Raw genomic sequence first — 17,166 nt, forward strand, 5'->3', positions numbered from 1 at the left:
CGCCGCGTGCACGGGGTGCGCGGCGTTCCCTCCGATCAGAAAGGTTCGTTCATGCGCAAGTCCACCGTGGGTTGTATCGATCGTTCCGTCCGCGCTCCGTTGTGCGCGTTGCTGCTTGGCGCGCTGCTGGCCGCATGCGGCAAGGAGTCTCCGCCGGCCCCCGCAGCCGATCCGGCACCTGCACCGGCCGCCGGCGCGTCGGCACCGGCGGCCCCCGCGGCCACGCCCGCAGCGCCCCCGCCGGCGGGCGCCTCGCCTGCCATGCCCAACCTCGCCGCCGGGCCGGCGCCCGATCCGTCCACCCCGCCGGCACCGCCGGCCACCGTGGTGCCGATTCCGAAGGGACCCGAGGTCAAGGTCACCGCGGAGCTGGTGGCCGAAGGCAAGAAGATCTATTTCTCTGCCGGCTGCAATGCCTGCCATGGCGGCACCGGTGGCGGTGGCATGTGCCCGCCGTTGACCAATGACATCTGGGTGTATGGCAGCGACGACGACACCTTGCGCACGCTGATCAGCGAAGGCACCGCGGCCATGATCACCCACGGCAAGACCCGCATCGGGCACGAAAAGGTGGTCGGCCAGATGCCGCCGTTCGCACCGGTGCTCAAGCCGGGCGACACCGAAAAACTGCTGGCCTTCATCCATTCGATCAACAAGACCGCAGGCAAGCCGCAATGAAGCATGGCCCGCTGCGAACGGCATGCGCAAGCTGGCAGCGCCGCTGCACCGTGGTTGCGGTGGGCGCACTGCTGGCGCTGGCCGGCTGCCAGCGCGATGCGGCTGTGCCGGCAGCGGCTGCCGGTGCGCCGCCTGCTCCGGTAGACGCCGCACCTGCACCTGCACCCGCACCCGCACCGGTCGTTGCCTATGTGCCCAATCAGCGCAGCGGCACGGTGTCGGTGATCGATACCGGCACCGACACGGTGGTGCGCACGCTCAGCGCGCAGGGCCAGCTCGGCAAGCGGCTGCAGCAGGTGTTGCCCGGTCCGCAGGGGCATCTGTACCTGATCGATGCCGAGCACCATCGCTTGATCGAACTGGACACCGCCAGGGATTCGGTGCTGCGTCAGGTCGACATCGGAGAAAACGCCGAAGGCATCGCGCTGTCGCCCGACGGCAAGCAGTTTGCCGTGTGCGTGGAAGGGCAGGACCAGGTGATGCTGATCGATGCCGCGCAGTTCCGCGTGCAGCAGGTGATTGCCACGCGCGGGCAGGCACCGGAGCACTGCGTGTATACGCCCGATGGGCAGTGGCTGCTCACCAGCAACGAGGGTTCCAGCGACATGGACATGATCGAGCTGGCCACGCAGCGGTCGCGTGGCGTGGTGGCTACCAGCGGGCATCCGCGCGGCATGGCGTTCGCCCCGGACGGGCGCAGCGTCTACATCGCGCAGGAGACCGCCAACGTGGTGGACGTGATCGACCTGCAGACCCGCACCCGCCGCGCCAGTCTGCCGGCCGGCGTGCGCACCGCCGGGGTCGCCTTGTCGGACGATGGCACGCGGCTGTACGCGTCCAACGGCGGCGCCGGCACGGTCAGCGTGATCGACACGCAGAACGGGCGCAGCGTGGCCGAGATCCCGGTCGGGCTGCGGCCCTGGAATCCGGCGCTTACCCCGGCCGGCGACAAGCTCTACGTGGCCAACGGGCGTTCCAACACGGTGAGCGTGATCGACACCGCCAGCCTGCGCGAACGCAAACAGATCCCCGTCGGCGAACTGCCGTGGGGCGTGGTCATCGCGCGCTGAGCGGCGGCCATGCCGACGCGCGCCGGGGAGGCGGGATGAAGACACGCGCTGCGGTGGCCTGGGGTCCGCATCAGCCGCTGACCATCGAGGAGGTGGACCTGCAGCCGCCGCGTCCCGGCGAGGTGCTGGTGCGCCTGGTCGCCACCGGTGTCTGCCATGGCGACGCGCATGCCTTGGTGCATGGCCGCGCGAGCAGCTTCCCGGCGATCCTGGGCCAGGAGGGCGCGGGTATCGTCGAAGAGGTCGGCATCGGCGTCACCAGCGTGCGCGCCGGCGATCACGTCATCCCGCTGTACATGCCCGAATGCGGCGTGTGCAAGTTCTGCCGCTCCGGCCGCACCAACCTGTGCCAGGCGATCCGCAGCAGCCAGGAACGCGGCCTGATGCCCGATGGCAGCAGCCGGTTCTCGTTGAACGGCCGGCCCATCCTGCACCACATGGGCACCAGCACGTTTTCCCAATACACCGTGCTGCCGGAGATTGCGGTGGCACGCATCCACCCCGACGCGCCGCTGGACCAGGTCTGCCTGCTGGGCTGCACGGTCACCACCGGGGTGGGCGCGGTGCTCAACAGCGCGCATGTACGCCCCGGCGATTGCGTGGCGGTGTTCGGCTTGGGCGGCATCGGCCTGTCGGTGATCCAGGGCGCGGTACTGGCGCAGGCCGGGCGCATCGTCGCGGTGGATATCGACCCGGGCAAGTTCGCACTGGCGCGCGCGTTGGGCGCAACCGATTGCCTGGACCCGCGTGACTACGGTGCACCCATCCAGCAGGTGATCGTGGACCTCACCGATGGCGGCGCCGACCACAGTTTCGCGTGCGTGGGCGACGTCGCGGCGATGCGCGCGGCGCTGGAGTGCTGCCACAAGGGCTGGGGCGAGAGCGTCATCCTCGGCGTCGCCGACGACGCACAGGAAATCAGCACCCGTCCGTTCCAGTTGGTCACCGGGCGGGTCTGGCGCGGCAGTGCATTCGGCGGGGTGAAGGGGCGCAGCGAATTGCCCGGCTATGTCGAGCGCTATCTGCAGGGCGACATCCAGTTGGCACCGCTGATCACCCGCAGGCTGGCGCTGGAGGACATCAATCAGGCGCTGGCGGATCTGCGCGCAGCGCGCGGCATCAAATCGATCGTGCTTTATTGAAGGAGACGACATGACGTCGACCCACCAGGTGCTGGTTCATTGCAGGACACCGCGACCTCGCGCTGCACAACATCGATGCAACGCGCCACGAAAGCATCGCTTGGCCTGCGCCTGCGCAGCGCTGCTGTGCAGTAGCACGATCGGCAACGTCCTTGCCGACGATACCCCGCAGGTGACCTGGCTGGACCGTATCGAAGTCACCGCCACGCCCATCCCCGGCACCACCATCGATGCGGCGCAATTGCCGTACATGGTGCAGTCGGCGACCAATGCCGAGCTGTCGCGCGGGCGCAGCAACAACTTGAGCGATCTATTGCAGCGGCGCTTCGTGGGTGTGGACGGCAACGACGTGCAAGGCAGCGCGTTCCAGAACGATCTCACCTTCCATGGTTTTCGCGCCTCCGCCTTGCCGGGCGCATCGCAGGGCGTGTCGGTGTATCTGGATGGCGTGCGCGTCAACGAACCGTTCGCCGACATCGTCAGCTGGGACATGCTGCCCGAATCGGCGATCACTGCGGTGACGCTGATGCCCGGTTCCAACCCCTTGTTCGGGCCGAATACGCTCGGCGGCGCGGTGGTGCTGTCCACCGCGTCCGGACTGACCGCGCCCGGGTTGCAGGGCGAAGTGAGCAGCGGCAGCGGCGCGCGCAAGCGGCTGGATGCCAGTTACGGCGTCGCTGGCGCCGATGGCTGGCATGGCCTTGTGGCGGTGACCGGGTTCGATGAAAACGGCTGGCGCGATGCCTCCGAGGGGCGGCTCGGCACGCTGTTCGGCAAGCTGGGCAGGCAGGGCGAGCAGACCGACTGGAGCCTGTCGCTGCTGCATGGCCGCAGCCGTTTGATCGGCAACGGGCTGCTGCCCGATACGCGCTACACCGACGAAGGGCCGGCGCCTGGCTTGTACCGCGCCGATCGGCGTTCGGTGTATACCTCGCCCGATCTCACCCGCAACCGCAATACGCTGCTGACCGCGCAGCTGGAGCACCGTTTCGATGAAGACACCGCGTTGCACGCGCTGGCCTATTCGCGCGTGGGTCGTCGCGACACTGTCAATGGCGATATCGGCGAAGACTACGAAGAGTTCGTGGAAGAATGCGCCTCTGGCTACGCCGCCGACGGCAGCGCGCTGGATGCCGAATGCGATGTTGCGCGCGCCGATGCCGATGCCTTGCCCACCGGCGCGCTCAATACCACCCAGATGCGTCAGGAAGCACAAGGCGTTGCGCTCAACCTGAGCACGCAATGGGGCGCACATGCGCTCACCACCGGCGTTACCTTCGACCGCGGCCATGTGCGGTATCGGCAGTTCGCCCGCGAGGGCTGGGTGCAACCGGACCGTTCGGTGGTGGCCGATCCGGCTGCAGAGCGGGCGTTCTTCTCCGGCGTGCGCGGCAGCTCCAAGACGCTCGGCGCGTTCGTCGCCGATACCTGGGAGCTGGACGCTGCCACCCACCTCACCGCGGCGGTGCGCTGGAACCGCGTCGTGGTGGACAACATCCTGTCCACCGCAGAAGACGGCGACCGCGCGCGGGAGCGCTTCGTCTATGCCAAGGCCAATCCCTCGCTGGGGCTCACCCACCGGCTGGAGTCCGGGCTGACGGTGTACGGCTCGGTCGCGCAGAACACGCGTGCGCCCACGGCGATCGAGCTGGGCTGCGCCGACCCCACCCAGCCATGCCGGCTGCCGACCGGCCTGCAGGCCGACCCGCGCCTGGAGCAGATCGTGTCGCGCACCTACGAACTGGGCGCGCGCTGGGCGCCGTCGGCCGACAGCAACGCCACCGTGTCGGTGTACCGCGCCGACAATCGCGACGACATCCTGTTCCTGCGCGCGCCGGAGACCCAGCTGGGCTACTTCGACAACGTGGGCCGCACCCGCTACCAGGGCGCCGATGTCGCGCTGGCGCTGCGCAGCGGCGCTTGGCAGTGGTCGGCCGGGTACAGCTATCTGGACGCCACCTATCGCAGCGACGGCGAACTGTTGTCCGGCGAGCGCGTGATCACCCTGCGGCCCGGTTTACGCATCGCCGCGCTGCCAAGGCACCAGCTCAAGCTCGGGGTGGACTGGCAACGCGACGCGCTGACACTGGGCGCCGGCGTGCGTGCGGTGTCCGGGCGCGTGGCCAGCGGCAACGAAGATGGCCAGGTCGACAACGCGCAGGAAGGCGAGGCCGCGCCAGAGCGCATCGACATCGGCACCGCCGGCTACGCGCTGGTCGATCTGCAGGCGCGCTGGGCCGTCACCGCGCGGGTAGCGGTCTTCGCACGCATCGACAACCTGTTCGATCGCCAGTACGCCACCTATGCCGCCGTGGCCGAAGACGTGTTCCCCGACGGCGAACTCGCCCGCCCGCAGGACGCACCGGTGGAAACCGGACCGGCACGCTTCCTGGCGCCCGGGGTACCGAGGCAGTACGTGATCGGAGTGCGTTGGGCGTTTTGACTTGGGAGAATCGGGAATCGGGAATCGGAAATCGGGAATCGGGAATCGGGAATCGGGAATGGGGAATCGTAGAGCCAAGCACTCTTGCGTTTACCGATTCCCGATTCCCGATTCACCCGGTATCGAGGCCGTGCTTGCGCAGCTTGCGATACAGCGTATTGCGGCTGATTCCCAGCGCGTCGGCGGTGCGGCTGACATTCCAGCGGTGGCGTTCGAGTTGTTGTTGCAGCACCAAGCGTTCGGCCTGGTCGAGTGCGACGCGGCCGGGCATGTCGTCGGCGGCCACCGCGCGCCCGTCGACCAGGCACGGTGCGCTGCCGGCGTCGACGATTTCCTGCGGAAGGTTCGGTAGCCGGATCACCCCGTCGCTGCACAGCACCGCCGCGGTGCGCAACACATTGCGCAGTTGGCGCAGATTGCCGGGCCAGGCGTAGCTGAGCAGGGTGTGCATGGCTTCTTCGCTGATGCGCACGCTGTGCTCCGGGTTCTCTTCGCGCAGCAGGGTGCGGATCAACTCGGCCTTGTCGCTGCGCTCGCGCAAGGGCGGCAGGTGCAGCACCACGCCGTTGAGGCGGTAATACAGGTCCTCGCGAAACTCGCCGGCGGCCACGCGTTGCGCCAGATCGCGATGGCTGGCGCTGATCACGTGCAGCTCCAGCGGCACCGCGCGCTCGCTGCCGAGCGGGGTAACGCATTGTTCTTCCAGCACGCGCAGCAGGCGGCTCTGCAACGGCAGCGGCATGTCGCCGATTTCGTCGAGAAACAGGGTGCCGCCGCTGGCCTGCAGCAATTTGCCATGCCGGCCTTCGCGCGCCGCATCGGTGAACGCGCCGCGCGCATAGCCGAACAATTCGCTTTCGATCAATGCCTCGGGGATCGCCGCACAGTTGATCGCCACGAACGCGCCGCCGGCCCACGGCGAGCCGCGATGGACAGCCTTGGCAAATTCTTCCTTGCCGGTGCCGGTGTCGCCGCGCAGCAGGATCGAGACGCGATGCGCGGCCAACTTCAATGCATTGGCCAGGTTGTGGCGCATGCGCGGGTCCGAGCCCACATGTTCGCCCGGCGGCTGTTCGCCCTCCGGCGCCACCTGCGCGGCGGCGCCCACCGACGGCATTGCCGGGCGCGAGCGGGGCGGGCGCACCAGCGCGTAGAACCGCCGCCCGTGGCAGGCGCAGCGGATCGACCACAGCGTGCCCGCGTCGCTGCCGGCGCGATGTTCCAGCGTGTCGAAATCCAGCTGCATCACCTGCGAGATATCGCGGCCGACCAGCTGGCTGCGGTCGAGTTTGCCCAATTGCTCCAGCACCGCTTCGTTGACGGCCAGCACGCGGCCATCGGCGCCGATCGCGATCAATGCCTCGTGCAACAGTCCGGCAAATTCGGGACGGCTGTGAAAGCGCAGGATGAAGGCATGGCCGAACTGGTTGAGGAAATGCGAACGCGAGATCTGCGCGGCCGACATGCTCACCAGGGCCACGGTGTGCCGCTGGATCTGCTTGCTGTCCTGCGCGTTGGGGGTGGACGCATCCAGCACGGCCAGCAGCCCGCCATGCGGGTCCAGAATCGGCGCCCCGCTGCACGACAGCGGCAGATGCCGGGTCAGGTAGTGCTCGCCGCGGTGCACGCTCACCGCAGTGCGCTCGGCCGCGCAGGTGCCCAGGCCGTTGGTGCCTTGGTGGCACTCGGCCCAGCTGGCGCCGCAGAACAGGCCGGCCTGGCGGAACTCGCGCAGCAGGGTGGAGTCGTGCACGCTGTGCAGCACGGTGGCCTCGGCATCGCCGAAGATCACCGCATACCCGCTGCCGGCGATCTGCTCGTAGAGGTTTTCCATCTCCACCCGGGCGATGCGCAGCACCTCGCCCAGGCGTTGCTGGCGCTCGCGTACGTGCAGCGCGTCGTGCACCAGGGGCTCGGGCGTGGCCTCGGGCAGCAGCGCGTAGTCGTCCAGGCAGCGCCGCCACGAGCGCGACAACGGCGCCGCCAGCGACGCGATATCGCGCAGCCGCCGGGTCTGCCTGAGGACATCCGGCTCGATCTGGGGCGGGGCGGTGGAAGCGGCGGCGACAACGCTTGGCTCGGACATGGCCCAGCGTTCCTCAGTGGACGCGAGGCGGCAGTAGAGACACAAATCGTCCCCATGCTCAAACTGCGTTGCAGCAAAGTGCGCTGCCGCCGCCGCTGCCGCTGCCGCTGCCGCCGATGCTGCCGCCGCGATGTCGGCATAAAGCCCCTCTCCCGTCGGGAGAGGGGTTGGGGTGAGGGTACGTCGCGCGTAGCGCCCGAGTTCTCGAACTGCGTGAGGCTTCGCCCGTACCCTCATCCGCCCCTTCGGGGCACCTTCTCCCCCATGAAGGAGGACAATGTCCCATTGGGAGAAGGGACGTCGATACGCGAGGGCGTTAAAGCCCCTCTCCCGTCGGGAGATGGGTTGGGGTGAGGGTACGTCGCGCGTAGCACCCGAGTACTCGAACTGCGCAAGGCTTCGCCCGTACCCTCATCCGCCCCTGCGGGGCACCTTCTCCCCCATGAAGGAGGACAATGTCCCAGTGGGAGAAGGGCAAAGCGTCCGTTAAAGCGCGTAGCCGAACTGTTGCTTGAACTGGTCGTTGAACTCGGCGAAGTCGAAGCGCTGGTTCTGGGTGCCGGGGTGTTCCACCTTCAGCGCGCCCATCAGGTTGCCCATGCGCCCGATCGTCAGCCAATCGTAGTTGTGCTGGATGCCGTAGATCAGGCCGGCGCGGAACGCGTCGCCGCAGCCGGTGGGGTCGACCACGCGGCGTTCGTGCGCCGGCGGAATGTCGTAGGTTTTTTCCGGCGTATGCACCAGCGCGCCCTTCGGGCCCTGCGTGGTGATGTAGGCCTGCACACGCGACACGATGTCCTTCTCGTCCCAGCCGGTGCGTTCCTGCAGCAGGTTGGACTCGTAATCGTTGACCACCACGTAGTCGGCCTGCTCGATGAACTGGCGCAGCTCCGGGCCGTTGAACAACGGCATCGCCTGGCCCGGGTCGAAGATGAAGGGGATGCCGCCGGCAGCGAACTCTTCGGCGTTCTGGATCATGCCTTCGCGCCCATCCGGGCCGACCAGGCCCAGGGTCACGCCCGGCACGTCCTTCACGTGGTTTTCGTAGCTGCGCATCATCGCGCCCGGATGGAAGGCGGTGATCTGGTTGTTGTCGTGGTCGGTGGTGATGAAGGCCTGCGGGGTGAACAGGTCGTCGATGATCTTCACCCGCGACAGGTCGATGCCGAGCATCTCGAAATGTTCGCGGTACGGGCCGAAATCCTGGCCCACGGTGCCCATCGGAATCGGTGCGCCACCCAGCAGATGCAGGTTGTAGGCGATGTTGCCGGCGCAGCCGCCGAACTCGCGGCGCATGCGCGGGACCAGGAACGACACATTCAGGATGTGCACCTTGTCCGGCAGGATGTGGTTCTTGAACTGGTCCGGGAACACCATGATGGTGTCGTAGGCGAGGGAACCACAGATCAGTGCGGACATCGAGTCAGGCCTTTGCGTAAGGAAATACCCGCCAGTTGCCGGGCATGGCGGCGGGACGGCAGCAACGCCGCGGCGCAAAGGGTAACGGCTGCGACCGATCAGGGCCACAACCGCGTGCCATGGCCGGCGTGACCGGCACATGAAAACCGGGCCGGCAGATCCGATTTTTCCTTGCTCACCCCGGGGGGGATTGCTAGGCTAGCCGACTTCGTTTTCTGCCCAAAATTTCGCCACGCTGGCGGCCGGGCGCGCGACTTACCCAGGACCAACTCCCTCGATGTTCAAGAAACTGCGCGGCATGTTCTCCAACGACCTGTCCATCGATCTGGGCACGGCCAATACGCTGATCTACGTGCGCGGGCAGGGCATCGTGCTGAACGAGCCATCGGTGGTGGCGGTGCGGCAGGACCGCGCAATCGGCGGCACGCGTTCGGTGGCGGCGGTCGGCGCCGAGGCCAAGCAGATGCTGGGCCGCACGCCTGGTCACATCACCACCATCCGCCCGATGAAGGATGGCGTCATCGCCGATTTCACCTACACCGAGGCAATGCTGAAGCACTTCATCAAGAAGGTGCACAAGTCGCGCGTCCTGCGCCCCAGCCCGCGCGTGCTGGTGTGCGTGCCGGCCGGCTCCACCCAGGTGGAGCGCCGCGCCATCAAGGAATCTGCGGAAGAGGCCGGTGCGCGCGATGTCTACCTGATCGAAGAACCCATGGCTGCCGCGATCGGCGCCGGCATGCCGGTGACCGAGGCGCGCGGCTCGATGGTCATCGACATCGGCGGCGGCACCACCGAAGTGGCGGTGATCTCGCTCAACGGCATCGTGTATTCGCAGTCGGTGCGTGTGGGCGGCGACCGCTTCGATGAGTCGATCACCAATTATGTGCGCCGCAACCACGGCATGCTGATCGGCGAAGCCACCGCCGAGCGCATCAAGTTGCAGATCGGCTGCGCCTACCCGCAGGACGAGGTGCAGGAGATGGAAATCTCCGGCCGCAACCTCGCCGAAGGCGTGCCGAAGATGATCAAGATCAACTCCAACGAAGTGCTGGAAGCGCTGCACGAGCCGCTGTCGGGCATTGTCTCCGCGGTCAAGCTGGCACTGGAGCAGACCCCGCCGGAACTGTGTGCCGACGTGGCCGAGCGCGGCATCGTGCTCACCGGCGGCGGCGCGCTGCTGCGCGACCTGGACCGCCTGATCTCCGAAGAAACCGGCCTGCACGTGCAGGTGGCCGACGACCCGCTCACCTGCGTGGCCCGCGGCGGTGGCCGTGCGTTGGAGCTGGTGGACATGCATGGCAATGAGTTCTTCGCGCCGGAGTGATGGAGCCGGGAATGGGGAATCGGGAGTGGGGAATCGTAAAAGCGTTTCCTGCCTGCGGCCCTGAGCGCTTGCGACGCATTCCCGCCAAAGCGAGTTTTCGCCTCAGCCGTCTTGTGGGCAGCCAACTGCTCCCCGATTCCCCATTCCCGATTCCCCAATCCCGGCCCTGAAAGTGCCCTCCTACGCCGGTCCTCCCGTCGCCTCCCGCCCGGGCGAAGTCACCTCCACGCTGCGGCTGCTGGTCTATCTGGTGCTGGCGATCACCCTGATTGCGCTCGATAGCCGCGGGGGCTGGCTGAGCCAGGTGCGCCTGCAGGCCAATCTGCTGATCCAGCCGATCTGGGCGGTGGCCGGGTTGCCGGGACGGATCGGCTCGCAGGTGCGCGATAACGCCGCCACCCATGCACAACTGGTGGAAGAAACCCGCGACCTGCGCAATCAGCTGTTGGTGGCCAACGCGCGCCTGACCCGCTTGCAGACCGCCGCGCTGGACAACGCGCAGCTGCGCGAACTGCTCAACGTGGCCGAGCGCCGCGGCCTGGACGTGCAGCTGGCGCCGATCCTGGATATCGACCTGGACCCGACCCGGCAGCGCCTGCTGCTGGATGCCGGCAGCCGCGACGGCGTGCTGATGGGCCAGGCGGTGATCGATGCCGGCGGCCTGATGGGGCAGGTGATCGAAGTGACTCCGCTGCATTCCACCGTGCTGCTGCTCACCGACCCCGACCACGCGGTGCCGGTCAGCGTGGCGCGCAACGGCGTGCGCCTGATCGTCTACGGCCGCGGCGACCGCCTGGAACTGCGCGACATCCCGCTCAGCGCCGGCGTGCAGGTGGGCGACGAGATCGTCACCTCCGGTCTCGGCGGCCGCTTCCCGGCCGGCTTCCCGGTCGGCAAGGTGTCCGAGCTGCACCCGGACGACACCCATGCCTTCCTGGTCGGCGAACTGGCCCCGGCCGCCAAACTCGATCGCGGCCGCGATGTGCTGCTGCTGCGCGCGGGCAAGCCGCTGCGGGTGGTGCCGGGAATGGGGAATGGAGAGTCGGGAATCGGGAATGGCAACAGCAACAGCGACAACGCGGCGCCCGCTGCCACTACCGGGCCAGTGAACGCGCCGGTGAGCGCAGCAGCGCGTCCGTCGGCGGGCGGGGTTTCCAATGCAGCGATCGATCCGGCACGTCCGACGGCAGGCGCGCCGGCGTCCAGCCGTCAGGCCAATGTGCCCGCCGCTCCTTTCGCGTCGAACCTCGCCAGAAACCAGACTCCCGATTCCCGCCCGGCTCCACAGCAGGGCGGCAACCGCGACGCCTCACCGCCGCAGGGCACCGCTCCTACCGATTCCCGATTCCCGACTCCCAATTCCCGTCCGTCTCCACAGGAGACGGACCAATGACCCGCATGCGCAACACCTGGATCCTGCCGGCCAGCATCTTCATCGCGCTGGTGCTGGGGCTGCTGCCGTTGCCGGCCGTGGTGCAGCCGTTGCGTCCGTACTGGCTGGCGCTGGTGCTGGCCTACTGGGTGATCGAGGAGCCGGACCGGGTTGGATTGGGCGTGGCCTTCGTGGCCGGCGTGCTGGCCGACCTGCTGTACGGCGGGCTGCTCGGCGAGCAGGCGCTGCGGCTGGTGATCATGACCTTCATCCTGCAGCGCTTCCGCGCGCGGATGCGCTTCTTCCCGGTGTCGCAGCAGGCGCTGGCGATCGGCGGGCTGCTGCTCAACGACCGCATCGTCTCCTCGGCGGTCCATCTCGCAGTCGGCGAGCCGACCCTGCCGTGGAGTTACTGGTGGGCGCCGCTGCTGGGCATGGCGCTGTGGCCGCCGCTGTTCGTGTTGCTGGATGCGGTGCGGCTGGGCAAGCGGAGCAAGAAGTAGCCCATGCACGGCCGTCGCCAGCCCAAGAACCCGCACGCCGAGGCCGAGCAGTTCCGTCGTCGCGCGGTGCTGGGCTTTGTGATGGTGGTGATCTGCCTGGTCGGGCTGGGCGGCTGGTATTTCAAGCTGCAGGTGCTCGACCACGAGGTCTACGCCACCCGCTCGGAGGCCAACCGCATCAAGCCCAAGCCGGTGGTGCCCGGGCGCGGCATGATCTACGACCGCACCGGCCGGCTGCTGGCCGAAAACGTGCCGGCCTTTCGTCTGGACGTGACCCCGGACAAGGTGGCCGACATGGACGCCATGCTGGCCGCGCTGGGCAAGGTGATCCCGATCGCGCCGGAGGATCTGGAACGCTTCAACCGCGAGCGCAAGGCTCGCCGCAGCTTCCTGCCGGTCACGCTCAAGCTGCGCATGAGCGATGAGGAAATGGCGCGCTTTGCGGTGGAGCGCTGGCGCTTTCCCGGTGTGGAGCTGGAACCGTATCTGACCCGGCGCTACCCGTACGGCCCGCTGTTCGCGCACATCATCGGCTACGTCGGCCGCATCGACGACAAAGACCTGGCGGTGCTGGGCGAGGGCAATGCCGCGCTCACCCACATGGGCAAGTCCGGGCTGGAGCGCTACTACGAGCAGGACCTGCGTGGGCAGGTCGGTTACGAGCAGGTCGAAACCAACGTGCAGGGGCGGGCGATCCGCACCGTCGGCCGGGTGGCGCCGCAATCCGGTGCCGACCTGCGGCTGTCGGTGGATGCCGACCTGCAGCGCGCGATGGTGGCCGCGTTCGGCGAGCACGAAGGTGCGGCCATCGCCATGGACCCGCGCACCGGCGAGATCCTGGGCATGGTCAGCCTGCCCAGCTACGACCCCAACCTGTTCGTCAACGGCATCTCGCATACCGATTTCAAGATGCTCAACGACAACCCGTCGCGGCCGCAGTTCAACCGGCTGGTGCTGGGGGGTGTGGCGCCGGGCTCCACGCTCAAGCCGCTGATCGCGCTGGCCGGCCTGGACAGCGGCCTGCGCCGGCCGGAAGACCGCGTGCTGTCCACCGGCATGTTCTATCTGCCCGGGGTCAGCCGCGGCTGGGGCGATTCGCACCGCGGCGGGCATGGCTGGACCGACCTGCGCAAGTCCATCGCCCAGTCGGTCAATACCTATTACTACCGCCTGGCGGTGGACATGGGCATCGAGCGCTTCGACCACTACATGGCCGAATACGGCTTTGGCGCGCCCACCGGAGTGGACCTGCTGGGCGAGATCGGCGGCATCCTGCCGTCGCCGGCCTACAAGTACAAGACCCGCAAGGAACGCTGGTACCCGGGCGACACCGTCAACATCGCCATCGGCCAGGGCGACTGGAAGGTGACCCCGCTGCAGCTGGTGCGCGGCGTCTCGGCCATCGCCAGCGGCCTGCTGCTGCGCCCGCACCTGGTGCTGGAGCAGCGCACTGGCTTCGATCACCCCTGGCAGCCGATGATCCAGCCGCCGGGCAAGCCGATCAGCCCGAGCGCGGCGCATCTGCAGGTGGTGCGCGAGGGCATGATGGACACCATGCGCCCGGGCGGCACCGGCTACGCCATCACCCCCGGCGCCCCGTATCAGATGGCCGGCAAGACCGGTACCGCACAGGTGGTCAGCCGCAAGGGCGTGGCGGCGGTGGACCCGCGCAGCCTGCCGTTGCATCTGCGTCACCGTGGCCTGTTCGTGGGTTTCGCACCGGCCGACAACCCGGTCATCGCGGTGGCGGTGGCAGTGGAGGGCGGCGGTTTCGGCACCAGCTCGGCGGCGCCGATCGCACGCAAGATATTCGACGCCTGGCTGCTGGGCAAGATGCCGGCCGGCATCCTGCCGCTGGACAGCGAGCTGGGCATGACCGCGGTGGGCATCAACCAGTTCGAAGCCGGCGCCACCGACGCGCGCGCAGCCGGCGACGCGGCCGCCACCACGCTGGACGAGCTGCCGGTGGTGATCGGCCAGACCGCCGTTGCGCTGGACCCCAACACGCCCGCGCAACCGGTGGTGCCGGACGTGCCGGACGCGGTGCAGGAGACCGACCATTGAGTGACATCCTGCGCTGGCTGGTGGACATGGCCGCGCGCTTCACGCGCAGCCTGGACTGGGTGCTGTGCCTGGCGCTGGGTGCGTTGATGGTGATCGGCCTGTCGGTGCTCAAGAGCGCCGGCGGCGCTGCCAATGGCGATCACCTGGTGATGGCGCAAGGCGTGCGCTTTGCCATCGGCGTGGCCGCGATGTGGGGCATCTCGCGCATGTCGGTGCTGCGCCTGCGTGCCTGGACGCCGTGGGTGTACGGCCTGTCGATGCTGCCGTTGCTGGCGGTATTCGCGCTGGGCACCGGCAAATACGGCCGGCAGTGGCTGGACCTGAAGGTGTTCTATCTGCAGCCGGCAGAGCTGCTCAAGATCAGCCTGCCGATGATGGCGGCCTGGTATCTGCACCGCATGCCGCTGCCGCCGCGCATCTCCACCGTGCTGGTCACCTGCATGATCATCGGCGTGCCCACCGCGCTGATCATGCTGCAGCCGGACTTCGGCACCGGCGTGCTGATCGCCGCCAGCGGCGTCTTCGTGCTGCTGCTGGCCGGCCTGCCGTGGTGGTGGGTGGCGGTGGGCGTGGGCGGCGTCTCGGCGGCGGCGCCGGTGGCCTGGTTCTGGCTGCTGCGCCCGTACCAGAAGGACCGCATCATGATGTTCCTCAACCCGGAAAACGACGCGCTCGGTGCCGGCTGGAACATCATCCAGTCCAAGATCGCGATTGGTTCTGGCGGGCTGGATGGCAAGGGCTGGGGGCTGGGCTCGCAATCGCATCTGAACTTCATTCCCGAACAGACCACCGACTTTGCGTTCTCGGTGCTCAGCGAAGAATTCGGCTGGATCGGCGTGGCCACCGTGCTCACCCTGTATCTCATCGTCATCGGCCGCTGCCTGTGGATCGCCTCGCAGGCGCGCGACACCTATTCGCGCCTGGTCGCCGGCGCCACCGGCCTGGCGTTCTTCGTCTACGTGCTGGTCAACGGCGGCATGATTTCCGGCCTGTTGCCGGTGGTGGGCGTGCCGATGCCGCTGATGAGTTACGGCGGCACCTCGGCGGTGTCGCTGCTGGCCGGCCTTGGGCTGGTGATGGCGGTCAGGACGCACCGGCCGGTGCACGGGTATTGATGCGGGAGTGTCGCCGCGTTGCGCCAATGCCGTGCGCGTGTCCTCGCGTACGCGGCACATGCAATCCCGCAGCGTCGATCGATGCGACAGGCGTATGTCAAACGCTGACACGTTTGCGGGCGCATCGCGTTTTTGCGCAGTGCATTGCAACGACACGACACCGGCGTAGGCCCGCTTCGTTCGTGCGGTGCCGGGTTCGCGCACCTGCTGCATGCGGGCACAGCGCTTCGTAGAGTCCGCCTGGCCGCCGCAGCGTTGGCGGCCGCGTCGCCTCGCCTGCACAGGCGCGCGCCATTCCTCATTCGGGTGACCTCTTCCATGAAACTGCTAACCGCCACCATCGGCGGTGTCTGTCTGTCGCTTTGCGCGCAGGCGGGCGCCGTCACCTTTGCCACCGGCGATACCCGCGCGGTCGCGCAACCGACGATTCCAACCGTGTGTTCGTCGCTGCCCGCCCACCTGACACCGACCGGGCACCTGTTCGATGCGGCGCTGGAAAGTGCGCCGCCCGATACCAAGACCATCCAGGCGGCACTCAGCGCGTGCAAGAACGGCGCGGTGCTGCTCACCGGCGGCAGTGGCAACGCCTTTCTGACCGGCCCGCTGACGGTTCCCACTGGCGTCACCCTGGTCATCGATCAGGGCGTGACCCTGTACGGCTCGCGCAACCCGGCCGATTACGGTAGCGGCTGCGGCAGCGCGGGCTCCAAGAGCGGCGGGTGCGTGCCCTTGATCAGCGTCAAAGGTGCGAACTCAGGCGTGATGGGCATCCGCACCGACGGGCGACAAGGCACCATCGACGGCCGTGGCGATCAGGTCATGCTTGGCAAGAGCACCACCTGGTGGGAGTTCGGCGAGAACGCCAAGGCGGCCGGTCAGGTGCAGAACAGCCCGGACCTGATCAAGGTGCAAAACTCCAGCCAGTTCACGCTCTACAACGTCAATCTGGTCAATGCCGCGTATTTCCATTTCTTCTCGCACATCGTCAATGGCCTGACCATCTGGGGCGTGCGGGTGAAGTCGCCGGCCACCAGTCCCAACACCGACGGCCTGGATCTGGACAGCGTGGTCAACGCCACCATCCACGACAGCGATGTGATGGGCGGCGACGATTGCGTGGCGATCAAGACCATCGCCTCCAAGTCGGCCAACATCACCGTGCGCAACAGTCGCTGCTACGGCACGCATGGCATTTCCATCGGCAGCGAAGTGATGTCCGGCGTCAGCAACGTGCTGGTCGACAACAACGCACTCGTCTCCACCGACGATGCGGGCAATCGCAGCACCGACAACAGCGGCCTGCGCATCAAGACCAGCATCGTCAAGGGCGGGCCGGTCAGCCAGGTCACCTACCGCAGTACCTGTCTGTACGGCGTCACCAGCCCGCTGGTGATCAACCCGTTCTATGCCGGCGGCAGCAGCGGCACCAAGCCGACCTTCAGCGACATCGTGGTCGATGGCCTGCGCAGTGCCAACGACGCCGGCGGCAAGGGTTGGATCCTGCGCGGCTACGACGCACAGACCCCGCTGGATCTGGTGTTGGCCAATGTGGCCACGGCAAGCGCCTCGGTCACGGTCACCGCCAGCAATGCCCGGATCGGGCTGAGCAACAGCACGCTGACGCCCACCGGCACCGGTGTCACCACCGTCCCGGTGCAAGTGGGCGGTGCGGTGCCCACCTGCTCGGGCGCACCGCGCTTCCCCGCGCTGTGAGCTGAGGGTCAGGCGCGGCCGCCGGGCCGGTCGCGCCTGACCCATTACCTGGATCGAATCATCGAGGCCACCATCGACCCATGCCGCCAGCGGTTCGGTATCGGCCGGCAGCCGGCAAGCACCGCGGCCAGGCAACCATCCCGATCGCTGCGCGCTGAAGCAGCGACCCGGTACAGGCATCGCCTCCTGTCCCCCCAGACCCACCACGCGGCACGCGCTGCGTCGCCAAACCGGACG

At 67.9% G+C, this 17,166-nt stretch carries 12 protein-coding genes; 10 read left to right on the forward strand and 2 right to left on the reverse strand.

Annotated elements, in window-relative coordinates:
* The first annotated feature begins 15 nt into the window (after nt 1–15).
* The 4 genes from ACCQ12_RS03365 to ACCQ12_RS03380 are packed head-to-tail and all read left to right on the forward strand — an operon-like array spanning nt 16 to nt 5,333.
* The gene (locus ACCQ12_RS03365; RefSeq protein ID WP_179453622.1) at nt 16–678 is read left to right on the forward strand and encodes a c-type cytochrome; all 663 of its coding nucleotides are present in this window, start codon (nt 16–18) and stop codon (nt 676–678) included.
* Nucleotides 679–689: 11 nt separating this feature from the next.
* The gene (locus ACCQ12_RS03370; protein WP_372383542.1) at nt 690–1,748 is read left to right on the forward strand and encodes a beta-propeller fold lactonase family protein; all 1,059 of its coding nucleotides are present in this window, start codon (nt 690–692) and stop codon (nt 1,746–1,748) included.
* A 35-nt stretch (nt 1,749–1,783) separates the two neighbouring features.
* A complete protein-coding gene (locus tag ACCQ12_RS03375) occupies nt 1,784–2,890 on the forward strand; it encodes an S-(hydroxymethyl)glutathione dehydrogenase/class III alcohol dehydrogenase (protein WP_104579155.1) in 1,107 nt (368 codons plus the stop codon).
* Between the two features lie 10 nt (nt 2,891–2,900).
* Nucleotides 2,901–5,333 (forward strand): TonB-dependent receptor, encoded by a 2,433-nt coding sequence (locus tag ACCQ12_RS03380; RefSeq protein WP_372382941.1) that lies wholly within the window; start codon nt 2,901–2,903, stop codon nt 5,331–5,333.
* 112 nt (nt 5,334–5,445) lie between these two features.
* Here the strand turns inward: ACCQ12_RS03380 and ACCQ12_RS03385 are convergent, their stop codons facing one another.
* A complete protein-coding gene (locus ACCQ12_RS03385) occupies nt 5,446–7,419 on the reverse strand; it encodes a sigma-54-dependent Fis family transcriptional regulator (RefSeq protein WP_039404313.1) in 1,974 nt (657 codons plus the stop codon).
* Nucleotides 7,420–7,905: 486 nt separating this feature from the next.
* Complete coding sequence (locus ACCQ12_RS03390) at nt 7,906–8,838, reverse strand: carbohydrate kinase family protein (protein ID WP_039564127.1); 933 nt, start codon at nt 8,836–8,838, stop codon at nt 7,906–7,908.
* A 277-nt stretch (nt 8,839–9,115) separates the two neighbouring features.
* On the opposite strand from ACCQ12_RS03390, the gene ACCQ12_RS03395 reads away from it, so the two are divergent.
* From ACCQ12_RS03395 to ACCQ12_RS03420, 6 genes are all read left to right on the forward strand, one after another.
* Nucleotides 9,116–10,162 (forward strand): rod shape-determining protein, encoded by a 1,047-nt coding sequence (locus ACCQ12_RS03395; RefSeq protein ID WP_010368259.1) that lies wholly within the window; start codon nt 9,116–9,118, stop codon nt 10,160–10,162.
* A gap of 172 nt (nt 10,163–10,334) precedes the next feature.
* Entirely contained in the window at nt 10,335–11,555 is a 1,221-nt protein-coding gene (mreC, locus tag ACCQ12_RS03400) for a rod shape-determining protein MreC (RefSeq protein WP_372382942.1), read from the forward strand.
* On the forward strand, nt 11,552–12,037 hold the full coding sequence (gene mreD, locus ACCQ12_RS03405; RefSeq protein WP_039404324.1) for a rod shape-determining protein MreD: 486 nt from the start codon (nt 11,552–11,554) through the stop codon (nt 12,035–12,037). Before mreC ends, mreD begins: the two co-directional genes overlap by 4 nt.
* Nucleotides 12,038–12,040: 3 nt before the next feature.
* Nucleotides 12,041–14,101 (forward strand): penicillin-binding protein 2, encoded by a 2,061-nt coding sequence (mrdA, locus tag ACCQ12_RS03410; protein ID WP_372382943.1) that lies wholly within the window; start codon nt 12,041–12,043, stop codon nt 14,099–14,101.
* Nucleotides 14,098–15,216, forward strand: coding sequence for a rod shape-determining protein RodA (rodA, locus tag ACCQ12_RS03415; protein ID WP_039404329.1), 1,119 nt, complete (start codon nt 14,098–14,100; stop codon nt 15,214–15,216). Before mrdA ends, rodA begins: the two co-directional genes overlap by 4 nt.
* Before the next feature lie 318 nt (nt 15,217–15,534).
* Nucleotides 15,535–16,929, forward strand: a complete 1,395-nt coding sequence (locus ACCQ12_RS03420; RefSeq protein WP_372382944.1) for a glycoside hydrolase family 28 protein — start codon at nt 15,535–15,537, stop codon at nt 16,927–16,929.
* Nucleotides 16,930–17,166: the final 237 nt, after the last annotated feature.

It is taken from the genome of Xanthomonas sp. NCPPB 1068, assembly GCF_041479385.2.
Classification (GTDB): Bacteria; Pseudomonadota; Gammaproteobacteria; order Xanthomonadales; family Xanthomonadaceae; genus Xanthomonas; species Xanthomonas cannabis.

Bases quoted from the DNA above. Each gene is read 5' to 3' on its own strand.
- ACCQ12_RS03380 (WP_372382941.1), top strand. From the start codon at position 2,901: ATGACGTCGACCCACCAGGTGCTGGTTCATTGCAGGACACCGCGACCT.
- ACCQ12_RS03390 (WP_039564127.1), bottom strand. From the start codon at position 8,838: ATGTCCGCACTGATCTGTGGTTCCCTCGCCTACGACACCATCATGGTG.
- ACCQ12_RS03420 (WP_372382944.1), top strand. From the start codon at position 15,535: ATGAAACTGCTAACCGCCACCATCGGCGGTGTCTGTCTGTCGCTTTGC.
- ACCQ12_RS03385 (WP_039404313.1), bottom strand. From the start codon at position 7,419: ATGTCCGAGCCAAGCGTTGTCGCCGCCGCTTCCACCGCCCCGCCCCAG.
- mrdA (WP_372382943.1), top strand. From the start codon at position 12,041: ATGCACGGCCGTCGCCAGCCCAAGAACCCGCACGCCGAGGCCGAGCAG.
- ACCQ12_RS03375 (WP_104579155.1), top strand. From the start codon at position 1,784: ATGAAGACACGCGCTGCGGTGGCCTGGGGTCCGCATCAGCCGCTGACC.
- ACCQ12_RS03395 (WP_010368259.1), top strand. From the start codon at position 9,116: ATGTTCAAGAAACTGCGCGGCATGTTCTCCAACGACCTGTCCATCGAT.
- mreD (WP_039404324.1), top strand. From the start codon at position 11,552: ATGACCCGCATGCGCAACACCTGGATCCTGCCGGCCAGCATCTTCATC.